Below are 22,128 nucleotides of genomic sequence, written 5' to 3' on the forward strand. Positions count from 1 at the left end.
TCCTTTACATGAGCGTTGAAGTGGTGATTTCCCCGTTCACAACAAGAAAACGGGTTCGCGGAAACTCTTGTTTAATGAAACGCACCCATTTCCCAAAGACCAGTTTGATTCCTGGAAACATGTTGCTATAGACGTCTACGGATGCCGGTGAATCTCCTTCGAGTTCCAGCTCCACTTCTTTTTTCCGCGCTTCCAGCTTTTTCGCTTCCTTTTCCAACACCAGTCTCGTGTTGGTCAGCTTGACTTGCAGAACCCGCTTTTCGGTGGGAAGCCCGCCGCTCACCTGCATCATCTGATTGAGGACGTTCAAACCCTGATCCGCTTTGCGCAAATTTTCGTAAATGTTTTGCAGCTCCTTCAGTATGGCGCCCAGTTCCGTCCGAAGTTCGGGTTTTACGCCTACTTCCAGAACAGTCGGAGTGGCACTTGAATTGCCGAAAATGCGGGCGGCCACCTTTTCACCCGCCTGCAAAACGCCTCCGATGATGATCCCCTTGGGACCGTTGCAAATGATTTGCTTTCCGGCCCGAACGTTGGAGAACATGATGCTTTGTGACACCAGAACATTATGGCCCGCCGTTACGTTGGCGTTTTGGATAAAAGAGGTCTTCACATCATTGCCGGCAATGACGTGCCCTTTTTCCTGCGCGACTATCCCGCTCTTGATTTCGACCGAACCGCCCGCTTCCAGTTCTGCGCCTTCGACGCTTCCCAACACGCGAATATCTCCTGAAGCTTTGATGCGAAAGCCGGTCGGAACGTTGCCACGGATGACGACGGTACCCACGAAATCAATGTTGCCTACTCCAAAATCGACGTCGCCGTTCACTTCGAATACAGGAAATACGTTTACCCTCCCGTTATCCGTAAACGACACCTGGCCGTCGATGGCAGCGTAGAGCTTCGTGCGCTCCTGGTTCAGCACCACATTTTTTCCCGGTTTGATCACCGCTTCCCGGCCGGGTTTCGGCGCGATCGTCTCACCTGTTACTGTCATTCCCGGCGTCCCAGGTCCAGCCGGCGTTGTTTTCGCGAGCAGCTGGCCTTTTGACACGTTGGCTATCTCCGTGATCGAATAAAAATCGACGCGGCCGTCTTCCAATTCCTTCGGTCGTCTATCCTCAGACACTTGCTCCTGAAACGGGAATTCTACCGTTCCGTCAACGCCGGGCAATGCGGGGATACCGCTTGCCACCAGCAGGGGTTGATTGGCATATGACAGCGGGTTGGCACAAAATTCCCGAATTACATTGTCCAAAACCCCATACGTAATCTGGCAGCTCTGCAGGGCTCTTCTCACTTCCCCTTCTGTCAAGTCGATCGACGTCCCGTTTGGTTGGTCAGTCACCAGTAGTATGTGCGCTTCCAGCTTGTCTTGTGAGATGTTCACTTCTAGCTTGAAAGTACTTGTCCCTTCCATACTGTATTCCCCTCTCAAAGCATGAAATGCCCTGCTTCTCTCTATATCAGTTGAGATTTCCACCTGGTCAAGGAAGAGCGCAGTCGAAAAATGGCCTTGGAATGCAGCTGGGATATCCGCGACGGAGAGAGATTCATTACTTCAGCTATTTCTGAAAGCGTTAATTCTTCAAAGTAAAAAAGGGAAACAACCAGCCGTTCCTTTTCCGGCAGTTTGTCGATGGAGTTGGACAGCACTTCTCTCAGGCTGGTGTTCTCCGCCACGCTTTCCGGCCGCGGGGTCACTTCGTCCACGATGTACGAATGACGAGCCGTTTTCTGTTCATCCTCATCCCCTACCGCTTCATCAATGGAAACCATTGTTGCTAGGGAAGTATCGTAGCACACTTGCTGCAGTTCCTTTTCCGTAATTCCCAGATATTCGCATACTTCCAGATCGGTCGGGGTGCGCAACTTTTGCTGCTCCAGAATGACGTAGGCTTCCTCAATTTTTTTCGCCTTGTCTCTCACGGTACGAGGAATCCAGTCATTTTCCCGGAGACCGTCGATCATCGCCCCGCGAATGCGCCACATGGCATAGGTTTCAAATTTCAATCCGCGTGTGTGGTCAAACTTGGCCAAAGCGTCCAGTAACCCAAAACGACCGTAGCTGATCAGGTCGTCCTTGTCGACGTTGCTCGGCAAGCCGATGGCCAATCGGTTGGCTACTTTGGTAACCAGCGGCAAAAACTGGGTGATGAGATCCGTCTCCGCTTCACGGCTGCCTTCCTGCTTCCACATGACCCATTTGTCAAATTCTTTTGCTTTGTCTTGATTGTGTAGCCGTGCCACGAATCAGTCACCAACCTTTATTCATCAGTTAACCGCCTAATTACATCGGCAACGGTAGCGGGATCCTGTGCCGGGGTGATTCGGTCAATCCCGGCGAAAGAAAGCGGCGTGAACACTTCAGACGATTCAGATTCTGACGGATTCGACTCCTGATCTGCCGGGACGGATGAACTCTCTGTATGCTCTTTGTTCTCCTGCGTTGATTTTTTCGATGCCGTCTGCGACATCGCCGACACCAGCCAGCGCACAGGAAACATGGCGAGAAAAAAGAGGATGAAGGCATAGACGGCACGTTCCAGGGAAACGAGCCAGGTGTTACCTGCCAGTGCCGCGCCAAACGTTATCAAGAAGGCCAGGATGCCCATACTTGTATGAATCCAAATCATTCCCCACATAGCTATACTTCCTTAACACCTTGATTTACCGTTCGTATCTGCAAAATACCCGTTGAAGCATCCATTTCGATGGTCCGACCGCAATTGCCCCCCGTATCTTCTGCAACGAGCCTGATGTTCGCCTGCTGCAGCATCGCTTTGCATGCTTCAACGTTACGAGGTCCGATCCTCATGGTATCGTTACCGCCCAGGAAGGAAAACATTTGAGCGCCACCAGCCATTTTGGCGATCATGTGTCGGGTGCAAGCTCCCGCCCTCTCCATTTCCTTGATCAAATGCGGAATGGCCGTATCTGCATATTTGCCGATCGTCAACTCTCCGCCTTTTCCAAAGGACGAATCAGGCAGCATCACATGTGCCATACCGGCAACCTTGTGAATCGCATCGTACAAGACGACTCCCACACACGAACCCAGCCCGGTCGTGCGAAGTCGGTCCGGCTGTTTCGCCACGCCCAGATCAGCCATGCCAATTTTCCTAATTTCCATCTAACGGAACTCCTAATGAACGAAATAGTATTTCCAGGGAATCGGGGTCCGGTATGAGAAAGAAATGGCCTTTTACCTGTTCATTCCCTTCAAAAAAGGCGGTGTCAATGGTTAAGGCAAAGTCCCCTACCCGCCCCAGTTCAATGAGTCCGTAGCTGAGAATAGCGCCGGCCATATCAATTGCGAGCGCCGGTACGGACGGCTGCAGGCTGAGCTTCGTAAAATCAGCCAAGGAAGAAAGATAGGAGCCTGCCAGGATGTTCCCGATTTCATGCAGGGCGGAAACTTCCATATCGGAAAGGAGTGCATCCTGGTGATCTTTTTCGATGCCGATCAATTGTGCCAGCAGATTGCGAGCCGAGTCATAATCCTGAATAAAAAACATATTGCTGGGACAATCCCCTTCCACTCGCAGGAAGACGGTAACGACCAGTGCTTCTGCACCTCCGACGAAGTCGGCCACCTCGTCAAACGGGATGATGTTGACCTGCGGCACTTTCATGTCCACTTCTTTTTGAATCAGCTTGGAAAGGGCCGTTGCCGCATGACCTGCGCCGATATTCCCCACTTCACGCAGCACGTCGAACTGAAAGTCCCCAATGTTTGAGAAGTTCGCCATCCTGATTAGCCCTCTAACGCATCCAACTGCTTGATTTCATCGGTATTCAGCACCTTGTCCAGATTCAGCAGAATCAGCAAACGCTTTTCCAGCTTCGCAACACCGCGCAGGTATGCCGCTTCCACTCCGCCGACTACCTCTGGAGGCGGTTCGATGGAACTCACCGGAATATCGATCACGTCGTTGGCCGCATCGACGATCAAGCCGACTTCCAATTCGCCTACCGCGACAATGATGACGCGGGTAGATTCCGTGTACGCCGTCTCTTCCAAACCAAAACGGTTGCGCAAGTCGATGATCGGCGTGACCACGCCTCGCAGGTTTATCACTCCTTTTACGAACCTGGGCGTCCGCGGTACTCGAGTGATATGTTCCAACTTTTCGATAGACTTGACCTGATTGACTTCGACGCCGTATTCTTCATCCTTCAAGCGGAATACGATTACTTTCACTTCTCCCACGATCTCTTTGTGATCCAGCATGCGTAGCCCCTCCCTTACTTGATCAGCGCATTGCAATCGATAATGAGCGCAACTTGTCCGTCACCCAGAATAGTGGCTCCGGAGATTGCAAAGACATTCGTCAAATACTTGCCGAGCGATTTCAAGACGATCTCCTGTTGACCGATAAAGGAGTCGACAACCAGCCCTGCCATCTTTTCGCCTTTGCGGACGATCACCACGGACACTTCATCCGATCGGGCTGCCTTGTTGTCGGGCACCTGGAAGATCTCCTGCAGGGACACGAGCGGAACGACACGACCGCGGAAATCGATCACCTTTTGACGGTGAGCCGTCATGATCTGGTCCTGGCGGAACACTGCCGTTTCGATGATGGAACTGAGCGGAACAGCGTACTTCTCGTTTTGAACTTGAACGAGCATCGCCGAAATGATCGAAAGGGTGAGCGGCAGTTGAATGAGGAACGTGGTCCCTTGGCCCTTCACCGAATCGACGCTGACGTTTCCGCCGAGCGATTCGATTTTGGACTTCACGACGTCCAGTCCAACCCCCCGGCCGGAGATGTCGGAAATGACTTCGGCCGTGCTGAATCCGGAGGCAAACAGCAGTTCATAAATCTGTTTGTCGCTCAAGCTGTCGGCGTTCGTAGGATTGACGATTCCCCGGTCGATCGCCTTTTTGAGAACCTTTTCCTTGTTGATGCCGTGGCCGTCGTCGCGCACTTCGATAAATACATGGTTTCCACTGTGGAAGGCACGCAGATGAATGGTTCCCTCTTCCGGCTTGCCAGCCTGCTTTCGTTCTGCCGGGGATTCAATGCCATGGTCGAGAGAGTTGCGCAGAAGGTGAACCAGCGGGTCCCCGATCTCGTCGATTACCGTGCGGTCCAACTCGGTTTCCGCCCCGAAGATTTCCAGATTGACCTTCTTGTTCAAGTCTTTTGCCAGATCGCGCACCATTCGCGGGAAGCGGTTGAACACTTGTTCCACTGGTACCATGCGCATCGTCAGGATAATGTTTTGCAGATCCCCGCTGATGCGGCTCATGTGCTCCACTGTTTCCTGCAGCTCACTCTTGCCGATTTCCCGGGCAAGCTGTTCCAAGCGTCCACGGTCAATGACCAGCTCGCTGAACAGGTTCATCAGGATGTCCAATCTTTCGATATCCACGCGAATGGTTTTGCCGGTGGTGGACACCTTCTTCGCGGCTGGTGCCTGGACCGATTCAGCTTGTTTGGATCGGTCGACCGGTGCGGCTGCAGCAGCAACCGCATTTGCTTCCTGCACGATTGAATCTGTGGCCGTTTCCTTTAGCACAATCGGTTCGATTTCGACTGATTGAATCTCCGAAATGTTTTCAATCGCTTTACGGATTTGCTCAGGCGGCTGCAGCGTGATGTACACCACTTCAAAGGACTGATCGAATCGTTCGTTTTCGATGTCTTCCACAGACGGAGTAGACTTCACAACCTCCCCCAACGATTCCAGCTGGTCAAACACCATATACGAACGAGCAGCCTTCAAAAGACAGTCCTCGTTAAGAGTAACCTTGATCCAGAACAGGCTGTTGCCCGCCTCTTTGGACTGCTTCATCACCGTCATGGCGTACTCATCAAGGTTGTGTACCCGTTTGGATGCTTCAGAAGGTTCTGCCTTTCCTACAGACGACTGGGTCTTTGCAGGTGAAACGGACCTGAAATCTCCGGAGACAATCGCACGCAGTTTTTTGACCGGAGCGGATACATCAGCAGATCCATCCCCGCCTTCCATGATGTTCAACACCATGCTCTCGATGAGATCCACGCTTTGAAAAATGACGTCCATGATGTCGCTGTTGATTTTCAATTTGTTGTTTCGGATCAGATCAAGGACGTTTTCCGCCTCATGCGTGATCGAGGCCATGTCCTCGAAGCCCATCGTGGCAGCCATTCCTTTGAGCGTATGGGCGGAACGGAAAATCTCGTTGACAATCTGGATGTTTTCCGGGTCGCTTTCCAGCAGGAGCAGGTTGGAGTTGATTGCCTGCAGGTGTTCTTTTGACTCTTCAATAAACATGTCTAGGTATTGATTCATGTCCATGGTACTGCCACCTCCCGATTCAGTTCAAAAGCATGCACAACTTCTCCGCAATCTTATCCAGGGGCACAACGTTGTCAGCCAATCCAGCCTGAATGGCTGCCCGTGGCATGCCATACACGACACAAGTGGATTCATCTTCAATAATGCTCGTCACTCGTCCCGTTTCTTTCATTTGCTTTAATCCTTTTGTGCCATCATTTCCCATTCCTGTCATGATAATTGCCCATTTGTCGACATTTGTCAATCGACTGACAGATTCAAACAGGACGTCGACGGAAGGGCGATGGCCGCTTCTCGGGTCTTGCAGGTGCAGGTGTGCTCTCAGTTGTCCGTTAACCTGATGTACCTCAAAATGATACCCGCCCGGAGCAATATACGCTGTTCCCGGCTCGATCAGCTGCCCGTCCGTCACCTCCGTAACCCGTATGGCGGACAGAGAATCCAGACGTTGAGCCAGCGATTTGGTAAACCCCGCCGGCATGTGTTGAACGATGACAATCGGCGCCGGGAACGTGTCGGGAATGGCGGACAGTACCGTTTGCAGCGCTTTCGGTCCTCCGGTCGAGGTGCCGAGGGCGACCAACTTTTGCAAAGACCCGTTTGTCCTCGTCTCCCGTATGGTGGGGGACGGCGGATGGCCCGAGACCGCCGGTCGAGATTCATTCGCGACAGGCGGGGATTTGGGCGCGGGTCTCTTGTGCATCTGCAGTCGATTGAACAAGGTATGCCGTTTTAATCGGCCTTTCATTTGCGCCGCAGCCTTTACCCGTTCAATAATGCCATCTGCCACTTTGTTGATATCAAGCGAAATAGGGCCGGAGGGTTTGGTGACAAAGTCTATGGCTCCGTACTCCAGGGCACGAATGGTAGCGTCGGCCCCCTCCTTGGTCAGACTGCTCAACATCACCACCGGTACGGGGGTTTGAAGCATCAGTTGCTCAAGCGCTTCCAATCCGTTCATCACTGGCATTTCGATGTCCAATGTCACAACATCGGGATCCAGCTGTTTTACTTTTTCCATACATTCGAGTCCGTTGCGTGCTCGGTCTATTACCTCGATTGCCGGATCACTTGTGAGGATGTCGGAAATAACTTTACGCATGAAGGCTGAGTCGTCTACGACCAGAACTCGAATTTTTTCCATCCAAGGCCGCTCCCTTCCTACTTCCTGTTGCGTGTTAGCGAATGAAGTGCTTCAGTTTCGTCAGAAAGCTCCGAATACCGCCGCTCTCGCTGTCCGCACTGTTAGAGGTGCTGCCCATGTACGAATCAACAAGCTCACGGATTCCTTTTGAAGCTTGCGAATGAGGATATGTAAGTAGAAAAGGACGCTGCTGTTTCACAGCTTTTGACACATGGGTATCATCCGGAACAAATCCCAGTGTGGAGATCTCCATGTCCAGAAAGCGTTTGGCCACCATCGCAAGTTTGTCCGCTGTATGTTTGCCTTCGCGCTGAGAGGTGGCTCGATTGATAACCAGGCGAATTTTGGCAAGCGGGTTTTGCGAATGGATCATTTTGATGACGGCGTAGGCATCTGTGATGGCGGTCGGTTCAGGCGTCGTCACCAAGATCACCTCGTCAGAGGCCAGCATGAAGCGAAGCGATTCTTTGGAAATGCCTGCCCCCGTGTCGAGGAAAATAGTATCGGCGTACCCTTGCAATGCCTCCAATTGACGGAAGAACTGATCGAGTTTGCCGTCATCAAATTGAAGAATTTGCGTAAAACCGGAACCTCCGGCAATAAACTCCAGCCCGTTCGGTCCTCGTTCGATGATATCCCAAACAGATTGACCCGGCTCAAGCAAATGCAGGAGATGTTTTCTGGGGGAAATCCCCATCAGAACGTCCAGGTTGGCCAAGCCCAAATCGACATCAAAGACGATGACCTTCTGCCCTCTCTCCATAAGTCCAAGGGCGAAGTTCAGGCTGAAATTGGACTTGCCTACTCCTCCTTTCCCGCTTGTGACCGTCACGAGGCGGGTGGGACGGGATTTGTCGCTGCGCTGCAATCGCTCTCGTAGTTGTGCCGCTTGATCATGCATACGCTTTGTCTCCTAGAATCATTTTGGCAACCAGCCTCGGGGTAGCGACGACGATGTCGTCCGGCACGTTTTGTCCCGTCGTGATGTACGAAAACGAGAGGTCGGTACTTCGAGCCACGTTGAGAATCGCTCCATACGCTTCGGTTTCGTCCGCTTTTGTAAAGATGACTTGCGTGATGGGGACGTCCTGGAAATTGCGAATGATTGCCTTCAAGTCGGTGTACTTGGACGTCAAACTCAGGACCAGATAGTTCACACTGTTCCCGCCGTATCGAACCAGTTCCGAAATTCCCTGAACGTACTGGTCGTTGCGGAAATTCCGTCCGGCCGTATCAATGAAGACGAGGTCACAGCTGCTAAGTCTCTCCATCGCCTGCACGATTTCCTTCGGGGAAAAAACAACTTCCAGCGGCACGTTCAGGATGTTCGCGTACGTCTTCAACTGTTCCACGGCTGCAATCCGATACGTATCCGCCGTGATGAAGCCGATCTTCCGTTTCTCTTTTAGCATGCTGTCAGCGGCTAATTTGGCAATCGTGGTCGTTTTCCCGACACCGGTTGGACCGAAGAAAAAGACGTATTTTACCGACGGGGCAATCCGGACGGGCCGTTCCATCGCCTTTTGCAGCATGTTATCCAGAATAACAGCGGTTCGCTGAAATGCTTCCGGTTCACTCAGCTGTTCAGGATGCTCCGACTGCAACAGGAGCTCCTTGACGATTTCCGCTGCCGTCTCTTCCTCTACCTCCTGCTGCAAAAGGCGCTCGCGTACGGCTTGGACGGGGGGCGGAAGGTGATTCCCCCGGTCGTTCATCAGCCATTTTTGAAACATGTTTCGCATGTCGCGCAGCTCGTGTACCAGTTCTTCGTTTTCCGCAACGGCCGCTTTTCCAGTCCGTACCGGTTCAGCATCTGCAGAGGTCCGGTCGGGCTGGCTCTGTTCACTGGCTGCTGCCTGCGATCCAAACGGCTGAGCGGCGGACGGGACCACCTGTTTTTGACGTTCAGCGGACATCGGTTGCGTTGGAGCGGCACTCCGTTGGTAAGCCTGTTTCGCTGCAAAGGTATTGGGCCCAGACCGCATCTCCTGCTGTCGGATTGGTGGGTCATCCCGTTCCGACGTCTTCTCATCAATCGCGGCAATCACTTCGATCTGCTGCTTGCCGAACAAACCGAAGAATCCGCCGGTCTTAATCGGTTTGCTGTTTAAGATGATGGCGTCCTGGCCCAGTTCCGTCCTGATTTTGCCCAGAGCCTCCGGCATGGAATCGACTACGTATCGCTTGACTCTCACTAGATATTCACCATCCCTATGCTCTGCACTTCAACATGAGGTTCCAGCTCGCTGTAAGACAAGACGGGAATATCCGGCATCATTCGCTCCATCAATTGGCGGAGGTACATCCGAATGGCGGGGGACGAGAGCACAATCGGCTGCTGTCCCGCATTGACCATCTTGCTGACCTGCTCGGACATGCTTTGATAGATTCGCTGTGACGTTTCCGGGTCAATCGCGAGGTAGGAACCTTGTTCCGATTGCTCGACGCGCTCCGAGATGACTTTCTCCAGCCCGGGACCTGCCGTGATGACGCGAAGCGGCTGGCCTGGTTCGGAATACTGCAGCGTAATTTGGCGTGACATCGCTTGACGCACATACTCGGTCAGTACTTCCGGGTCTTTCGTAAACACGGCGTGATCAGCCAGCGCTTCGAGGATCACAATGAGATTGCGGATGGAGACTTTTTCCTTCAACAGCTTCTGCAGAACTTTTTGCACATCGCCGATCGACAGCAATCCAGGAATCAACTCGTCGACGAGGACTGGGACTGCTTCCCTTACATTGTCGATCAGTGCGCGGGTTTCCTGACGACCCAGCAGCTCATGAGCGTGGCGCTTGATAATTTCAGTCAGATGCGTTGCCACGACGGATGGCGGATCAACAACGGTGTATCCGGAGAGCTCGGCGATCTCCTTATTTTCTTCTGTTACCCATAATGCGGGCAATCCAAACGCAGGTTCCACGGTTTCTATACCCACAACAGAGTCGTCTTCAAAACCGGGGCTCATCGCCAGATAGTGATCCAGCATGATTTCCCCTTTTGCCACCTGATTGCCTTTGATCTTGATGATGTATTCGTTGGGTCGAAGCTGAATATTGTCGCGGATCCGAATGACCGGAACGACAATCCCCAGCTCCAGTGCGCACTGGCGACGAATCATGATGACGCGGTCGAGGAGGTCGCCGCCCTGTTTCGTGTCAGCCAACGGAATCAAGCCGTAACCGAATTCAAACTCAATCGGATCAACCTGCAGCAGGTTGACGACGCTTTCGGGACTGCGCACTTCTTCGATCTGCTGTTCCTCCACCTGATGCGCCGTCTCCTCCAACCGCGTTTTCTGTTTTCTCGTCATCTGCCAGCCGGCGTATGCGAGGATGCCGGCAACAGGAAGAACCGGTACCAGGCCAATTGGAGTAAACATACCAAGAAGAGTGATCACGCCCGCAACAATGTACATCAGCCGGGGATAACTGAACAGCTGCCCGGTAATGTCTTCTCCCAACGTCTCTCCGGAGGTTGCGCGGGTCACAATGATACCTGTCGCCGTTGAAATCAACAGCGCCGGTATCTGGCTGACGAGCGCGTCTCCCACAGACAGGTTGGTAAACGTGGATGCCGACTCTTTAAAGTCCATATCGTGTATGAGGATACCGATAATAAAGCCGCCGATGATGTTTACGATAAAAATGATAATGCCTGCGATGGCATCCCCTTTTACGAACTTGCTGGCACCGTCCATCGCTCCGTAAAAGTCAGCCTCATCTTCAATCTTTTTTCGCCGGGCACGGGCTTCTGACTCGGTAATCATCCCCGCATTCAGGTCGGCGTCAATACTCATCTGTTTCCCCGGCATCGCGTCGAGGGTGAAGCGCGCCGCCACTTCCGCCACCCGTTCGGAACCTTTGGTGATGACAATGAACTGAATAATGATCAGGATCAGGAAGACGACAAAGCCTACCACCTGATTGCCTCCCACGACGAAATGCCCGAAGGCTTCAATCACCTTTCCGCCCTCGCCGTGCGAGAGGATGTTTCTCGTCGTGGATACGTTCAGTGACAGGCGAAACAGAGTCGTAATCAGCAATAAGGTAGGAAAAATGGAAAATTGCAACGCCTCTTTGGTGTACATCGAAACAAGCAAAATCGTCAAAGAAAGGGAGATGTTCACGATCAACAGCAGGTCTAACAGCTCCGAAGGCAGTGGGATGACCATCATGACGACAATACTGATCACAAATAGTATGGTACCCAGCTCTTTGTATCCCACTTTTTCCACCCTCCATCTTAGTGGCGATTCTACGTCGGCTTAACTTCCTCGCGAAGCTACACCCAGGTTCCCCAGGGGGCTTTCTTTCTTAGCCCCGCCCGGCGGGTTCTATTACTTCACTTTCCCCTGCAGTTTGTACACGTACGCAAGAACTTCCGCGACCGCTTTAAACAGTTCCTCGGGGATTTGCTGACCAATTTCCACTTGATTATAAAGAGCCCGGGCCAGGGGCTTGTTTTCCATGGTTACAATTCTGTGCTTCTTGGCGATCTCTTTGATCTTCAGCGCGAGGTAATCCTGCCCTTTGGCGATGACCGTTGGAGCGCTCATTTGGCTCGCGTCATACTTGATGGCCACGGCAAAGTGCGTCGGGTTCGTAATGACCACATCCGCTTTCGGCAGTTCCTGCATCATGCGTCGTATGGCCATACTGCGTTGACGCTCGCGAATTTTCCCCTTGATCAACGGATCCCCTTCCGACTGTTTGTGTTCGTCCTTGATATCCTGCTTGGACATCCGCAAGCTCTTCTCGTATTCGTACCGTTGGTAGAAATAGTCCAACAACGCCAAGATAACGAGCAGACACCCGATGAACAGGCCCAGCTTCACAACCTCGTCCGCCGTAAAGGCGACGGCTGCTTCTATTGATTTCAACGAGAGCTGGATCAGCTCGTGTTTGGTGTTCCACAAGATCGTAAAGGCAACGAATAGTCCCGCGGAAATCTTTAAAATGGACTTAAACAGTTCCACCAGCGTGCGCAAGGAGAAAATCCGCTTGGCTCCCTCAATGGGATTCAGCTTCTCCAACTTCATCCGCAGCGGCTCGGTGGTAAACATCCACCCGACTTGCAGATAATTCGCGGCAAAAGCGACGACCAGCGCGAGTCCCAGTACGGGACCGACGATCTTCAGCGATTCAAACAACAGCTGACTGGTAATGACACTCAAATTTTCCTGGTTAACCTCCCAGGTCGTATAGGTTCCAAGGGACTCCCGCAAAATGTTCTGGAAGATTCGAAACATCGTCGATCCGAACAGCAGCAACAGCAGAAAAAAAGCTGTCATGGATACGGCGGGAGCAAGATCGGAACTCTTCGCAACCTGTCCTTTCTTCCGCGCATCCTGCCGTTTTTTGGGAGTTGCCTTTTCCGTTTTTTCGCCGGAAAAGTACTGCAGGTCAACTGGATAAAGAAAAATATGACGCTTCATGGTGAGCCTCCGAGCAGTTTCATCATCTCTGCGAGCGCCCGAAACATTTTTTCAAACAATCCGTTTAAGGTAAGTAAAAAGGCCGGCATGACCACAATCAGCAACAAGAAACTGGCAATCATTTTCAGCGGCAATCCGACCACAAAAATATTAAATTGCGGAACGGATTTGGCGATAATTCCAAGAGAGAGATCTACGAGAAACAACGCGACCACGATCGGAGCGGCGATCAGAAAGGCGCTTAGAAACATGTCGCGAAACACTTTTACCGCCATCCACATGACCTGCTCATTGCCGAGCGGGACCCACATCCTGTCAATGGGGATGGCCTGATAGCTGGCGATGATGCCGCGGATCAGCAGATGGTGCCCGTTGATGCTGAGGAAATAGAGCATCGCCAGAATATTTTTGAAGCTGCCCGTGATCGGGACGTACACACCTGTCCGCGGATCAATGACGTTTGCCATGGCAAACCCCATCTGCATGTCCATCAGCCCGCCGGCTACCTGGACACTCAGATACATCATTTCGCACAGAAATCCTAAAATGACCCGCTGGGGCCGTCACCAGCAAGATGGTGTAAACCGAGCCCTGGGCTACCTGCATCAATAATTCCTGTGTCATGCACTACCCTCCTACACGTGCAACCTGCCTGGGATTAAAAACCGGTTAAGAGCGATTTGACGATGAGATACCAACCATCCACCATGATGAACAACAAGATTTTAAACGGCAATGAGATCATCACCGGCGGCAGCATCATCATCCCCATCCCCATCAGGATGCTGGAGACAATCATGTCGATGACCAGGAACGGAATGAAAATCATGAATCCGATTTGAAATGCTGTCTTCAGCTCGCTGATTGCATACGCCGGAACGAGTGCGGTAAGGGGAATGTCCTGAATCGTCTTCGGCCGTTCCGCTTTGGCGTGCTCCAGAAAGAGAGCCAGATCCTTTTCCCGTGTCTGTTTTGCCATGAATTCCTTGAATGGCCCCACCGCAGCGTCAAACGCCTGCTGCTGTGTCATCTTCCCCTGCATGAACGGTTGGACTGCCGTGTCGTTTACCTTGGCAAACGTAGGAGCCATAATAAAAAACGTCATAAACAAGGCGAGAGCAACCAGCACCTGATTGGGCGGCATCTGCTGTGTCGCCAGTGCATTGCGAACAAAGGAGAGGACGACGACAATGCGGGTAAAGCTGGTCATCAAAAGCAAAATGGCAGGAGCTACCGATAGGACCGTCAAGATCAGCAGGATTTGCACGGCCGAAGAGGTTTCAGCAGGATTTCCGCTGCCCCCGCCGATTTTCAAGTCAATAGACGGAATGATCGGTACGTTATCCGAAGCAGGCGCGTTTGGAGCCGCCTGGGCAATCGCCGGGATCATCAGAATGATGGCAAAAATCAAAAGCAGTTGTAACGTTCGTTTCATGATGGATCCCCTCTGTGGTGGCCTTTCTCATCCGTCCACGAATTAGCTTTGCCTGTCTGCCGGTTGACTTCTCTCCACTGCTTGTTGAGCAGCTCCTCGAAGGAGCCGTCTGGTTGGTCGGCAGTAAACAGCATCTCTTCCTGATTCTTCTTCACCGGGAAAGGCAGCCAATCCCATTTCCAACCGGCGACCGGTTTCATTTCCAGCTCGGCAAGCACAACGTCCGCTTCTTCGCCTGACGGAATATGGCGCAAAAGCTGAACGTTCTCCCCTACACCCAATAGGTACAGGGAATCGCCAATCATGACGATTTGCAGCGTCTTACCGTTCCCCAGTGAGACAGCTCCAATCACCTTGATCGGTCCGCTGGTGGCGGATAACTGCCTTTTGCCCAGGAATCGCAGCAGCAGGAATATGCAAACCACGATGACACCCAACGAAAATACTACCTGCAGCAGGTAGCCCCACACGCCAGTCGTATCACTCCCTGGAATTGCGGTCAATGGCACGGTTCCCCCATTGGCAACATTGCTGCCGGAGACCCCGCCGTTCACGATGGCGTCCCAGGCCGATTTTTCTTCGGCAAAAGAGACCGGGGGAAGCGAAGCGAAAAGCAGCAAGATGAGACAGCAGATCCGGACGAGTCGAGCCCCTGCTTTTCGATGCATCATCATTATCCCAGCGTTTTCTTGATCGCTTCAATGACGCGATCAGCTTGGAACGGCTTGACGATGAAGTCTTTTGCCCCTGCTTGAATGGCATCGATGACCATCGCTTGCTGACCCATCGCGGAGCACATGATGATGCGTGCGTTCGGATCAAACTTTTTAATTTCTTTCAGGGCCGTGATACCGTCCATCTCCGGCATGGTGATGTCCATGGTTACCAGATCGGGTCCCAACTCCTTGTACTTCTCTACCGCCTGCGCCCCGTCGCTTGCTTCTCCAACCACGCTGTAGCCGTTTTTCGTCAAAATCTCCTTGATCATCATGCGCATGAACGCTGCATCGTCTACGATTAATACTTTATTGGACATCGTTGGCTCCTCCTCAAGTGACTACTGTAATTTTTGTACGCGATCCCATTGACTGATAATGTCGGTTACACGCACCCCGAAGTTTTCGTCAATGACGACAACTTCCCCTTTTGCAATCAATTTGTTGTTCACCAGAATATCGACAGGCTCTCCCGCCAGCTTGTCCAACTGGATGATGGAACCGGCAGACAGCTCAAGAATTTCCTTGATCAGTTTTTTCGTTCGCCCCAGCTCTACGGTTACCTGAAGCGGGATGTCGAGCAGCAAATTGAGATTTTGCTCATCCGGCAGCGCCATGGCACCTCCGCTGAACGGTGAGAACTGTGCCGGTTTTACATGGGCTCCCGCTGCACCCCCGAAGTGCTGAGGGGCCGGTTGAGGAACCGGTGGCTGCTGATAGTGAGGCGGATACGGATACGTTGGATAACCGCCAGGCTGCATGCTGTGCATGGCGTACGGATCATGCTGCATCGGATAGCCCGCTGGTGGCGCATACCCCGCCGGAGGCTGCTGTTGGTACGCAGGCGGCTGCTGTGGCGCGGTTGGCGGTTGAACCGGCGGAGGCGTTACTGCCGCGGCTGCCGCTACTTCCGGTTCTGCAAACACAGGCTGGCTCGGCGTGGTCGGTTGACCGGCAGGTTCTGCCTCACTGGTTCCCAACAGCATACTGATCATCTGTTTGGCAAAGGAAATGGGAAGGAGCTGCATGATATTGGAGTCGATCAATTCGCCCTGTTCGCCCACTTTCAAACGGAAGGATACTTTGACCAGCATCTCAGTCGTCGGTAAGTTTTCTCGGCCCTCCCCTTTGCTCAGATCCAACACATCAATGCCCGGAGGGGAAATGTTCACGAATTGATTGAAAATCGTGGACATGGAAGTGGCGGCAGACCCCATCATCTGGTTCATCGCTTCCTGCACGGCGCTGATGTGCAACTCTGACAGTTCGGTCGATTCCGGTTTTCCGGCCCCGCCCATCATCAGGTCGGCAATCACAGCCGCATCCTCCAGACGAATGACCAACAGGTTGATCCCTTCAAAACCGTCCGTATATTGCACATGAACAGACACATGCGGAATCGGAAATTCCTTGTCGAGATGATCGCTCTGTACCATGGACACGGTTGGCGTCGTGATGTCTACCTTTTGATTCAACAGGGTAGAGAGAGCAGTCGCTGCGCTTCCAAAGGTAATATTGCCTATTTCCCCCAAGGCGTCTTGTTCAAACGGAGTCAGGAATTCGCCCACATCCGGGCTTCCATTCGCTTCCTCTTCTTCTTCAACCAGGTTATTTGCGCGCAACAGCGCATCAATCTCATCTTGAGAAAGCATGTCTCTACTCATAAATCTCCTCTCCTTCCTCGAGGACTTCGTCAATCTGCACAGCGATACGCCCTTTTTGCGTACCAGGCTGACCCAGGAACTTGAGACGGTCGCCCACCTTTATTTTCATCTTATGCTCGATCAACTGATCGAGTTGGATCACATCACCCGCCGAAAGCTGCAGGAAGTCGCCAACCGTAATGGTCGCCGTTCCCAGCTCGGCAATAATCGGCAGTGCCGCCGTTTTCACGCGCTCCTCGACGCGCAGCCGCTCTTCCTCGTCCCTGTTCTTCTTCTGCTTGGAAAACCAGTACTGGCCGGACAGCTTCGGCATAATCGGCTCCAACACCACATGCGGCAGACACAAATTGATCATCCCGGTCGTTTCGCCGATTTTCGTGCTGAACGATATCACCGCCACGATTTCGTTGGGGGAGACGATCTGCATGAACTGCGGATTCATTTCCAGGCCTTCCAGATACGGATCCAGCTCGATAATTTGCTTCCACGCCTCATGGAACGTATCCAGCGCCTTGCTAAACACTCGTTCCATGACAGTCGTTTCAATTTCCGTCAGTGCTCCCATCTTGTCAGGAATGGTACCTTGTCCGCCAAGCAGTCGATCCAGCATCGCGTACGCGATATTCGGGTTCACTTCCAACACCATGCGCCCTTCGAGAGGCGGCGCTTCAAAAATGTTCAAGATCGTCATTTTGGGGATGGAGCGAATAAACTCGTCATACGGTAATTGGTCGACGGAGGCAACCGTAATTTGCACGAAGGTACGAAGCTGAGCGGAAAAATACGTTGTTAAAAGACGCGCATAGTTTTCGTGAATACGGGTCAAACCGCGGATCTGATCTTTGGAGAAGCGCAGCGCACGTTTGAAGTCGTATGCTTTCACTCTTCGCTCAGTCTCTTCTTTTTTCAGCTCGTTGGCATCCATCTCTCCCGATGAGAGAGCAGCCAACAACGCATCAATCTCACTTTGTGAGAGAACCTCGGCCATGTTTCGTCACCTCCCGGCTATGTATATCTGCATCGCGTTGTTACTGCAACACGCGTTCTGTCGTGATCACTTGTACGATTTTCCCTTCCTGCATGAGGGCGCTGGTCTCGTTCATGATTTTGGCTTCCAGCTTGTTGACGCCTTCTGTTCCCTTGATGTCTTCCGGGGAGAGTCCGGCCAACGTTTTGATGATGATCTGTTTTACCTGCGGAAGCCGCTGTTCCAGCTCTTCTTTTGCTTCCACGCTGTCAGTGGTGATGGTGAAACGAATAATTATGTAGTTATTGGTGAGCAAATTGGTGGTAATCTTGTCGGTGTCCAAAGAGTACTCTTGCATTTCTTCCGCTGTCAGAGGCTTTTCCTCTTTCGGTATTTCGTGGGCCGCGGTTTGTGCCGCCGGTGACAGATACGTCTGCCACAGAACGAAGGAAACCACACCGAGCAGCGAAATTGCGATGATGACAATAAGTGCCATGTTAAACAGTTTGTTTTGAAACATCGTAGGCCTCCCGCTATTCGATAGAATCGTCAGTCAGACGCGGAGTTACGCTTGCCGTGTGGGCGCGTTGATAAAAGGCAGTAATCTGCGCAGCTACTTCGTCTGCAGGATCCCTGACAATGTACTTTTTGCCGTTGATCAGGGTAATCACGGTGTCTGGGGTGGATTCCACCGTTTCAATATGGGTAATGTTGAGATAAAACCTGCCGCCGTTAAAGCGAGTGAGTTTAATCATGACTGACTCCTTCGAAAATCGAGCGGGATCAGGAAGGGCTTGATGCCCTTCCATCCACACTCATATCAATTACCTACCCGTTATCGTTTCAGGTTAACCAGTTCTTCCAGTACGGTATCGGACGTGGTGATAATCCGGGAGTTCGCCTGGAATCCGCGCTGTGCCACGATCATTTCCGTAAATTCTTCGGACAGGTCAACGTTGGACATTTCCAGCTGTCCGGAGATGATGTTTACCTGCGCGTCAGTCGGGGAAAGCGGTGTTGTCGGATCGTCTCCCTGAGCACCTGCGTTACCCGTATACTCGTAGAGGGAATTCCCGACTTTCTTCAAGCCGGCCGGGTTGTTGAAGGACATGATTCCCACAGTATACGGGGTGTCAAGCGCACCCGTGTCATCCACGGTCGTAATCACACCGTCTTTTCCGATGGAATAAGAGGTAATGCCGTCGTTGCGGGAAATCTGGATCGCATCACCATCGGTGCTGAGGAGCTTCATCCCTTGTGAATTGACCAGAAATCCCTGTGCATCGCGAGTAAAGTTACCGGCGCGGGTATAGTAGATCGGGCCGTCATCCGAACCGCGTACCATGAAAAATCCTTCACCCTCAATGGACAAGTCTGTCGGCAGGTTGGTGGTCATCGGGCTGCCGCTGGAAAACGCCATCTCGATCGAACCCACCGCTGAGCCAAGGCCTACCTGCATCGGGTTAACCCCGCCTTTTCCGCCATCCTCAGACGGTGCAGTCGCACCCTGAATGTTTTGGCTGAGGATATCCTGGAACATGACTCTGCTTTTCTTGAAGCCAACCGTGTTAACGTTCGCAATGTTGTTGCCGATTACATCCAGTTTGGTTTGAAAACCGCGCAGACCGGAAATGCCGGAGTACATGGAACGAAGCATCTTTATTATCTCCCCTCAAGTTTGGTATCACAGATGATTACCTCAGTCGGTCGGTAATCCGATTGGGCTTCCTCACAGAGGGCCAGCCCTTTTTTTCTTCTGTAGGTTTTTAGACAAAAACGGCGCTGTCGATGTTGGTAAAGACATTGTCTTTCATGCTCGCTCCGTCCACCGCCGTGATCACCTTGCGATTGACTACGCTGACGACATAGGCGACGTTGTCCATCATGATCAATGATTCCTTGGCGCCTTTGTTCGCCGCTTTCTGTACAGCTGTTTCCAAGCGAGTCAGGTCCGGTTCCGTCAGTTCAATACCGCGCTCCTGCAAGCGGTGAATCGCATGTTGGCTAAAGGAGAGCGGTTTTGTATTGTTCACCTGCTGCAGTGAATCTGTAAGCCATTGCTGGAACGGCTTTTGAACGGTTTGGGGACCAGGTGCTTTGGTGATGCTATGCGGCTTCGGAGGAAAATAGGTTTGTCCCACGCGAAACGAGTGGTTCATGACTTCCCCCCCTCTTGGCTCCCTTAAGCGGAGTATTCAATTCCTGCAGCCTTCTTCAAGCGATCCCACATCGCTGCAATGGGCTCCGAACGATCCACGAGCGATTCCAGAGAGAACTCCGTTTGCTCCTCTTGCTGCTTTTGCTGCCGGCGTCCGCTATCCTGTTGCTGTCGCGATTGTTCGCGCTGTTGCTGGAAGCTGAATTGATGTGTCTGCTGCTGCGTCACTTCCAGTCGATCGACCTGTAAACCTTGCTGCGTCAACGCTGCGCGCAGCTGCGGCAGCTGGTTGTCCAACAGTTCCTTGCCGTTTGCGGTCTCTGCGGAGAACTGGGCCGTGATCTGTCCGTTGTGTGAGGTGATTTTCACATCAACTTGTCCCAGTGACTGCGGGTACAAAATCAGCTTTGCTTCGCTCACACCGTTGGCGGTACCGATTTTCATCTGCTTCACAAACAGTTCACTCACTTTTTGGGCAAACTCATTGCCATGCACGATGTAACCGTTGTTGCTCATAGCCTGCTGTGTCGATCCACTGACTTGCACGGTAGACACAGGCACAGTCGGTGTCTGGATAGGCAGCGGCGTACCTTCACTTGCCGTCTGCTTGTCTGACTGACCGGCCATCCTGTTCACCGATTCCACAGCAGCCGGGACGTTGTTGATGCCGGCTTCGGCCTGATAGCGTGACAGCGCCTGATGAACTCGCAGCGTTTGCACGGATTTCACCGTCTCCATCTTCAATTGGGACGATGCGAAAGCCATGCTTTGAGGCCAATCTGCTTTTGACACTGACGGCACTGCCGATAGGGAACGTCGGTCCATTGCGAACGTTTTGCCGTCTTCCTTTGGATGCATGCCAAGTGCCGCAAACAACTCCTGAACCTGCTTCCCTGTATCCTGCCATTTGGGCTGCTTGATGGTGTCTCCCGCTTGTGACAAAGAGACAAGCAAATCCATTGCTTTCGTCGCAGCTTCCTTCGACAGGCCCTGCTGAGTGAACGTAGCGATGAGGCGTTGACTGTCCTCCTGGTTCAGGACCGCTGTACTTGCTTTTTGCAGTTGGGCTAAAGCCTTATCCAGCGAATCCAGCTTCTGTTCTACCTGGGGAGCCAATTCCTGCTGTTGAACGATACCCGAATCAAGCAGTTGCTGAAGCATGGCCAACAAGTCTTCCAGCTGTTCCACATCTTCGGCGCTAAGGTCGCCGGTTCGTGTGGAGAGTACATCGGCCTGCTGCATGTTTTGCAAGGCGTTTCCCATTTGCAGGGCGAACAGATTCCCCATTCCGGCGTACTCTTGCGGGATGACGCTTGCCACGTTCGGACTGCCGAGCGTCGCCATCATGTTGACTACATTCATCTCAATCACCTCCTTTGGTATTTTGTTGCTATAGGAACGACAAGCACAAATATGCTTATCGAAGCAACTCGTTGGTGATACGAGCGGCGACATTTTCTTTCAATGTTGCGTCCTGTTTCGCGATGGCAGAGAGAATTTGCGCTCGCTTGTCATTCGCCATTCCCGCCAGAATGGAAATCACTCTGCTCTGGCTGGTACCCACCAATTTGCGAAGGATGCTGGCCGCATCTTCTGCGGGCATTTGCGAAAAGGTATTGATCAGCTGGTCCAGACTGGTTGAATCCTGCCGCGTTTCGCTCAGCGCCTTGGTCAGTACATGGACGCGTTCCTGAAGAGCGGCAATGTCGTCATCCTTGTTGACGACCGTATCCTTCAGCAGGATGGAAATGTCAGCCGCTTTTTTCGGGTCCATTTTTTCCAGAATGGCTGCCCGCTGTTCCGGCTTCATCTTGGTCAATACCGTGACAGATTCCTGGAGACTCAAATTTCCAACGATGGAGGCAGCATTTTTGGCAGACATCGTCGTATACAGCTTGGCCAGATCCTGATACTGCTTTTGCCGCTCTTCCTCCGTCGTCCGCTTGTCTTCCATCAATTTTTGCAGGTTCTGAATCTGTGCCTGCAAAGCCTGAATGGTTGACTCTTTTTTCGCTGCTTCTTCTTCCAGAGCGGCGATCGTCTGCTTGTTTTTGGCCTGCTCGCCTTTTAAGGCCGCAACCTGCTTGTCCAGGTCAGGTTCTTTTAAGGCAGCTTCAGGGCCGGGGTCCGGGACGATTTTTTCTACGTATGGGATGGTATTGGCCCAATCGAGAACCTTCCCCAGCACATTGACACCCAGCAGGCTCAACAGCACTCCGCCGAGGATGCTGGCAAACAGGGCGGGAATCAATATCATATAGAAGAACCATTCCCACCTGCTGTATTCCCTCTCTTCTCGGATATCTTCCATATGTA

Annotated in this window: 23 protein-coding genes and 1 pseudogene; all 24 read right to left on the reverse strand. The window is 52.4% G+C overall.

What is annotated here, in order from left to right:
• Window positions 1-4: 4 nt before the first annotated feature.
• Window positions 5-1,420: a flagellar assembly protein A gene (locus tag ACE99V_RS01290; protein ID WP_400489147.1), complete on the reverse strand. Its 1,416-nt coding sequence runs from the start codon at window positions 1,418-1,420 to the stop codon at window positions 5-7.
• A gap of 41 nt (window positions 1,421-1,461) precedes the next feature.
• Window positions 1,462-2,250 carry a FliA/WhiG family RNA polymerase sigma factor gene (locus ACE99V_RS01295; protein ID WP_400489148.1) on the reverse strand — a complete coding sequence of 263 codons (789 nt, stop codon included), beginning with the start codon at window positions 2,248-2,250 and terminating at the stop codon, window positions 1,462-1,464.
• A gap of 17 nt (window positions 2,251-2,267) precedes the next feature.
• Window positions 2,268-2,645, reverse strand: a complete 378-nt coding sequence (locus tag ACE99V_RS01300) for a hypothetical protein (protein WP_400489149.1) — start codon at window positions 2,643-2,645, stop codon at window positions 2,268-2,270.
• Window positions 2,646-2,647: 2 nt separating this feature from the next.
• Window positions 2,648-3,133 carry a chemotaxis protein CheD gene (locus ACE99V_RS01305; protein WP_400489150.1) on the reverse strand — a complete coding sequence of 162 codons (486 nt, stop codon included), beginning with the start codon at window positions 3,131-3,133 and terminating at the stop codon, window positions 2,648-2,650.
• Window positions 3,123-3,752, reverse strand: a complete 630-nt coding sequence (locus tag ACE99V_RS01310) for a chemotaxis protein CheC (RefSeq protein ID WP_400489151.1) — start codon at window positions 3,750-3,752, stop codon at window positions 3,123-3,125. The genes ACE99V_RS01305 and ACE99V_RS01310 overlap by 11 nt, the downstream gene beginning before the upstream one ends.
• Before the next feature lie 5 nt (window positions 3,753-3,757).
• A complete protein-coding gene (locus ACE99V_RS01315; RefSeq protein WP_400489152.1) occupies window positions 3,758-4,234 on the reverse strand; it encodes a chemotaxis protein CheW in 477 nt (158 codons plus the stop codon).
• A gap of 14 nt (window positions 4,235-4,248) precedes the next feature.
• The gene (locus ACE99V_RS01320; RefSeq protein ID WP_400489153.1) at window positions 4,249-6,291 is read right to left on the reverse strand and encodes a chemotaxis protein CheA; all 2,043 of its coding nucleotides are present in this window, start codon (window positions 6,289-6,291) and stop codon (window positions 4,249-4,251) included.
• 19 nt (window positions 6,292-6,310) lie between these two features.
• A complete protein-coding gene (locus ACE99V_RS01325; protein ID WP_400489154.1) occupies window positions 6,311-7,435 on the reverse strand; it encodes a protein-glutamate methylesterase/protein-glutamine glutaminase in 1,125 nt (374 codons plus the stop codon).
• A 34-nt stretch (window positions 7,436-7,469) separates the two neighbouring features.
• Window positions 7,470-8,336 (reverse strand): MinD/ParA family protein, encoded by an 867-nt coding sequence (locus tag ACE99V_RS01330; protein WP_400489155.1) that lies wholly within the window; start codon window positions 8,334-8,336, stop codon window positions 7,470-7,472.
• Window positions 8,329-9,630 carry a flagellar biosynthesis GTPase FlhF gene (flhF, locus tag ACE99V_RS01335; RefSeq protein ID WP_400489156.1) on the reverse strand — a complete coding sequence of 434 codons (1,302 nt, stop codon included), beginning with the start codon at window positions 9,628-9,630 and terminating at the stop codon, window positions 8,329-8,331. The genes ACE99V_RS01330 and flhF overlap by 8 nt, the downstream gene beginning before the upstream one ends.
• Window positions 9,630-11,612: a flagellar biosynthesis protein FlhA gene (gene flhA, locus ACE99V_RS01340; protein WP_400489238.1), complete on the reverse strand. Its 1,983-nt coding sequence runs from the start codon at window positions 11,610-11,612 to the stop codon at window positions 9,630-9,632. Before flhA ends, flhF begins: the two co-directional genes overlap by 1 nt.
• A 162-nt stretch (window positions 11,613-11,774) precedes the next feature.
• On the reverse strand, window positions 11,775-12,872 hold the full coding sequence (gene flhB / locus ACE99V_RS01345; protein ID WP_400489157.1) for a flagellar biosynthesis protein FlhB: 1,098 nt from the start codon (window positions 12,870-12,872) through the stop codon (window positions 11,775-11,777).
• Window positions 12,869-13,423 (reverse strand): annotated as a pseudogene (locus ACE99V_RS01350) (flagellar biosynthetic protein FliR); the annotation flags it as partial. The pseudogene ACE99V_RS01350 and the gene flhB, both read right to left, overlap by 4 nt.
• A 107-nt stretch (window positions 13,424-13,530) precedes the next feature.
• Entirely contained in the window at window positions 13,531-14,307 is a 777-nt protein-coding gene (gene fliP / locus ACE99V_RS01355; protein ID WP_400489160.1) for a flagellar type III secretion system pore protein FliP, read from the reverse strand.
• Window positions 14,304-14,981, reverse strand: a complete 678-nt coding sequence (locus ACE99V_RS01360; protein WP_420997972.1) for a flagellar biosynthetic protein FliO — start codon at window positions 14,979-14,981, stop codon at window positions 14,304-14,306. The genes fliP and ACE99V_RS01360 overlap by 4 nt, the downstream gene beginning before the upstream one ends.
• Complete coding sequence (locus tag ACE99V_RS01365; protein ID WP_400489162.1) at window positions 14,981-15,343, reverse strand: response regulator; 363 nt, start codon at window positions 15,341-15,343, stop codon at window positions 14,981-14,983. Before ACE99V_RS01365 ends, ACE99V_RS01360 begins: the two co-directional genes overlap by 1 nt.
• Window positions 15,344-15,364: 21 nt before the next feature.
• The gene (gene fliY / locus ACE99V_RS01370) at window positions 15,365-16,687 is read right to left on the reverse strand and encodes a flagellar motor switch phosphatase FliY (RefSeq protein ID WP_400489163.1); all 1,323 of its coding nucleotides are present in this window, start codon (window positions 16,685-16,687) and stop codon (window positions 15,365-15,367) included.
• A complete protein-coding gene (fliM, locus tag ACE99V_RS01375; RefSeq protein WP_400489164.1) occupies window positions 16,680-17,675 on the reverse strand; it encodes a flagellar motor switch protein FliM in 996 nt (331 codons plus the stop codon). The genes fliY and fliM overlap by 8 nt, the downstream gene beginning before the upstream one ends.
• A 40-nt stretch (window positions 17,676-17,715) precedes the next feature.
• A complete protein-coding gene (locus ACE99V_RS01380) occupies window positions 17,716-18,174 on the reverse strand; it encodes a flagellar basal body-associated FliL family protein (protein WP_400489165.1) in 459 nt (152 codons plus the stop codon).
• A gap of 13 nt (window positions 18,175-18,187) precedes the next feature.
• Window positions 18,188-18,409 carry a flagellar FlbD family protein gene (locus tag ACE99V_RS01385; RefSeq protein ID WP_400489166.1) on the reverse strand — a complete coding sequence of 74 codons (222 nt, stop codon included), beginning with the start codon at window positions 18,407-18,409 and terminating at the stop codon, window positions 18,188-18,190.
• Window positions 18,410-18,489: 80 nt separating this feature from the next.
• Window positions 18,490-19,311, reverse strand: coding sequence for a flagellar basal body rod protein FlgG (gene flgG / locus ACE99V_RS01390; protein WP_400489167.1), 822 nt, complete (start codon window positions 19,309-19,311; stop codon window positions 18,490-18,492).
• A 109-nt stretch (window positions 19,312-19,420) separates the two neighbouring features.
• Entirely contained in the window at window positions 19,421-19,813 is a 393-nt protein-coding gene (locus tag ACE99V_RS01395; RefSeq protein ID WP_400489168.1) for a TIGR02530 family flagellar biosynthesis protein, read from the reverse strand.
• A 23-nt stretch (window positions 19,814-19,836) separates the two neighbouring features.
• Window positions 19,837-21,174, reverse strand: coding sequence for a flagellar hook-length control protein FliK (locus tag ACE99V_RS01400; protein ID WP_400489169.1), 1,338 nt, complete (start codon window positions 21,172-21,174; stop codon window positions 19,837-19,839).
• 55 nt (window positions 21,175-21,229) lie between these two features.
• Window positions 21,230-22,123 carry a MotE family protein gene (locus ACE99V_RS01405; protein ID WP_400489170.1) on the reverse strand — a complete coding sequence of 298 codons (894 nt, stop codon included), beginning with the start codon at window positions 22,121-22,123 and terminating at the stop codon, window positions 21,230-21,232.
• Window positions 22,124-22,128: the final 5 nt, after the last annotated feature.

The sequence above is a fragment of the Brevibacillus soli genome (assembly GCF_044759095.2).
GTDB lineage: Bacteria > Bacillota > Bacilli > Brevibacillales > Brevibacillaceae > JBIYSM02.

Coding starts and splice junctions, on each gene's coding strand:
- ACE99V_RS01290 (WP_400489147.1), bottom strand. CDS start 1,420: ATGGAAGGGACAAGTACTTTCAAGCTAGAAGTGAACATCTCACAAGAC.
- ACE99V_RS01300 (WP_400489149.1), bottom strand. CDS start 2,645: ATGTGGGGAATGATTTGGATTCATACAAGTATGGGCATCCTGGCCTTC.
- ACE99V_RS01305 (WP_400489150.1), bottom strand. CDS start 3,133: ATGGAAATTAGGAAAATTGGCATGGCTGATCTGGGCGTGGCGAAACAG.
- ACE99V_RS01310 (WP_400489151.1), bottom strand. CDS start 3,752: ATGGCGAACTTCTCAAACATTGGGGACTTTCAGTTCGACGTGCTGCGT.
- ACE99V_RS01315 (WP_400489152.1), bottom strand. CDS start 4,234: ATGCTGGATCACAAAGAGATCGTGGGAGAAGTGAAAGTAATCGTATTC.
- ACE99V_RS01320 (WP_400489153.1), bottom strand. CDS start 6,291: ATGGACATGAATCAATACCTAGACATGTTTATTGAAGAGTCAAAAGAA.
- ACE99V_RS01325 (WP_400489154.1), bottom strand. CDS start 7,435: ATGGAAAAAATTCGAGTTCTGGTCGTAGACGACTCAGCCTTCATGCGT.
- ACE99V_RS01330 (WP_400489155.1), bottom strand. CDS start 8,336: ATGCATGATCAAGCGGCACAACTACGAGAGCGATTGCAGCGCAGCGAC.
- flhA (WP_400489238.1), bottom strand. CDS start 11,612: ATGATGGTCATCCCACTGCCTTCGGAGCTGTTAGACCTGCTGTTGATC.
- flhB (WP_400489157.1), bottom strand. CDS start 12,872: ATGAAGCGTCATATTTTTCTTTATCCAGTTGACCTGCAGTACTTTTCC.
- fliP (WP_400489160.1), bottom strand. CDS start 14,307: ATGAAACGAACGTTACAACTGCTTTTGATTTTTGCCATCATTCTGATG.
- ACE99V_RS01360 (WP_420997972.1), bottom strand. CDS start 14,981: ATGATGATGCATCGAAAAGCAGGGGCTCGACTCGTCCGGATCTGCTGT.
- ACE99V_RS01365 (WP_400489162.1), bottom strand. CDS start 15,343: ATGTCCAATAAAGTATTAATCGTAGACGATGCAGCGTTCATGCGCATG.
- fliY (WP_400489163.1), bottom strand. CDS start 16,687: ATGAGTAGAGACATGCTTTCTCAAGATGAGATTGATGCGCTGTTGCGC.
- fliM (WP_400489164.1), bottom strand. CDS start 17,675: ATGGCCGAGGTTCTCTCACAAAGTGAGATTGATGCGTTGTTGGCTGCT.
- ACE99V_RS01380 (WP_400489165.1), bottom strand. CDS start 18,174: ATGTTTCAAAACAAACTGTTTAACATGGCACTTATTGTCATCATCGCA.
- ACE99V_RS01385 (WP_400489166.1), bottom strand. CDS start 18,409: ATGATTAAACTCACTCGCTTTAACGGCGGCAGGTTTTATCTCAACATT.
- flgG (WP_400489167.1), bottom strand. CDS start 19,311: ATGCTTCGTTCCATGTACTCCGGCATTTCCGGTCTGCGCGGTTTTCAA.
- ACE99V_RS01395 (WP_400489168.1), bottom strand. CDS start 19,813: ATGAACCACTCGTTTCGCGTGGGACAAACCTATTTTCCTCCGAAGCCG.
- ACE99V_RS01400 (WP_400489169.1), bottom strand. CDS start 21,174: ATGAATGTAGTCAACATGATGGCGACGCTCGGCAGTCCGAACGTGGCA.
- ACE99V_RS01405 (WP_400489170.1), bottom strand. CDS start 22,123: ATGGAAGATATCCGAGAAGAGAGGGAATACAGCAGGTGGGAATGGTTC.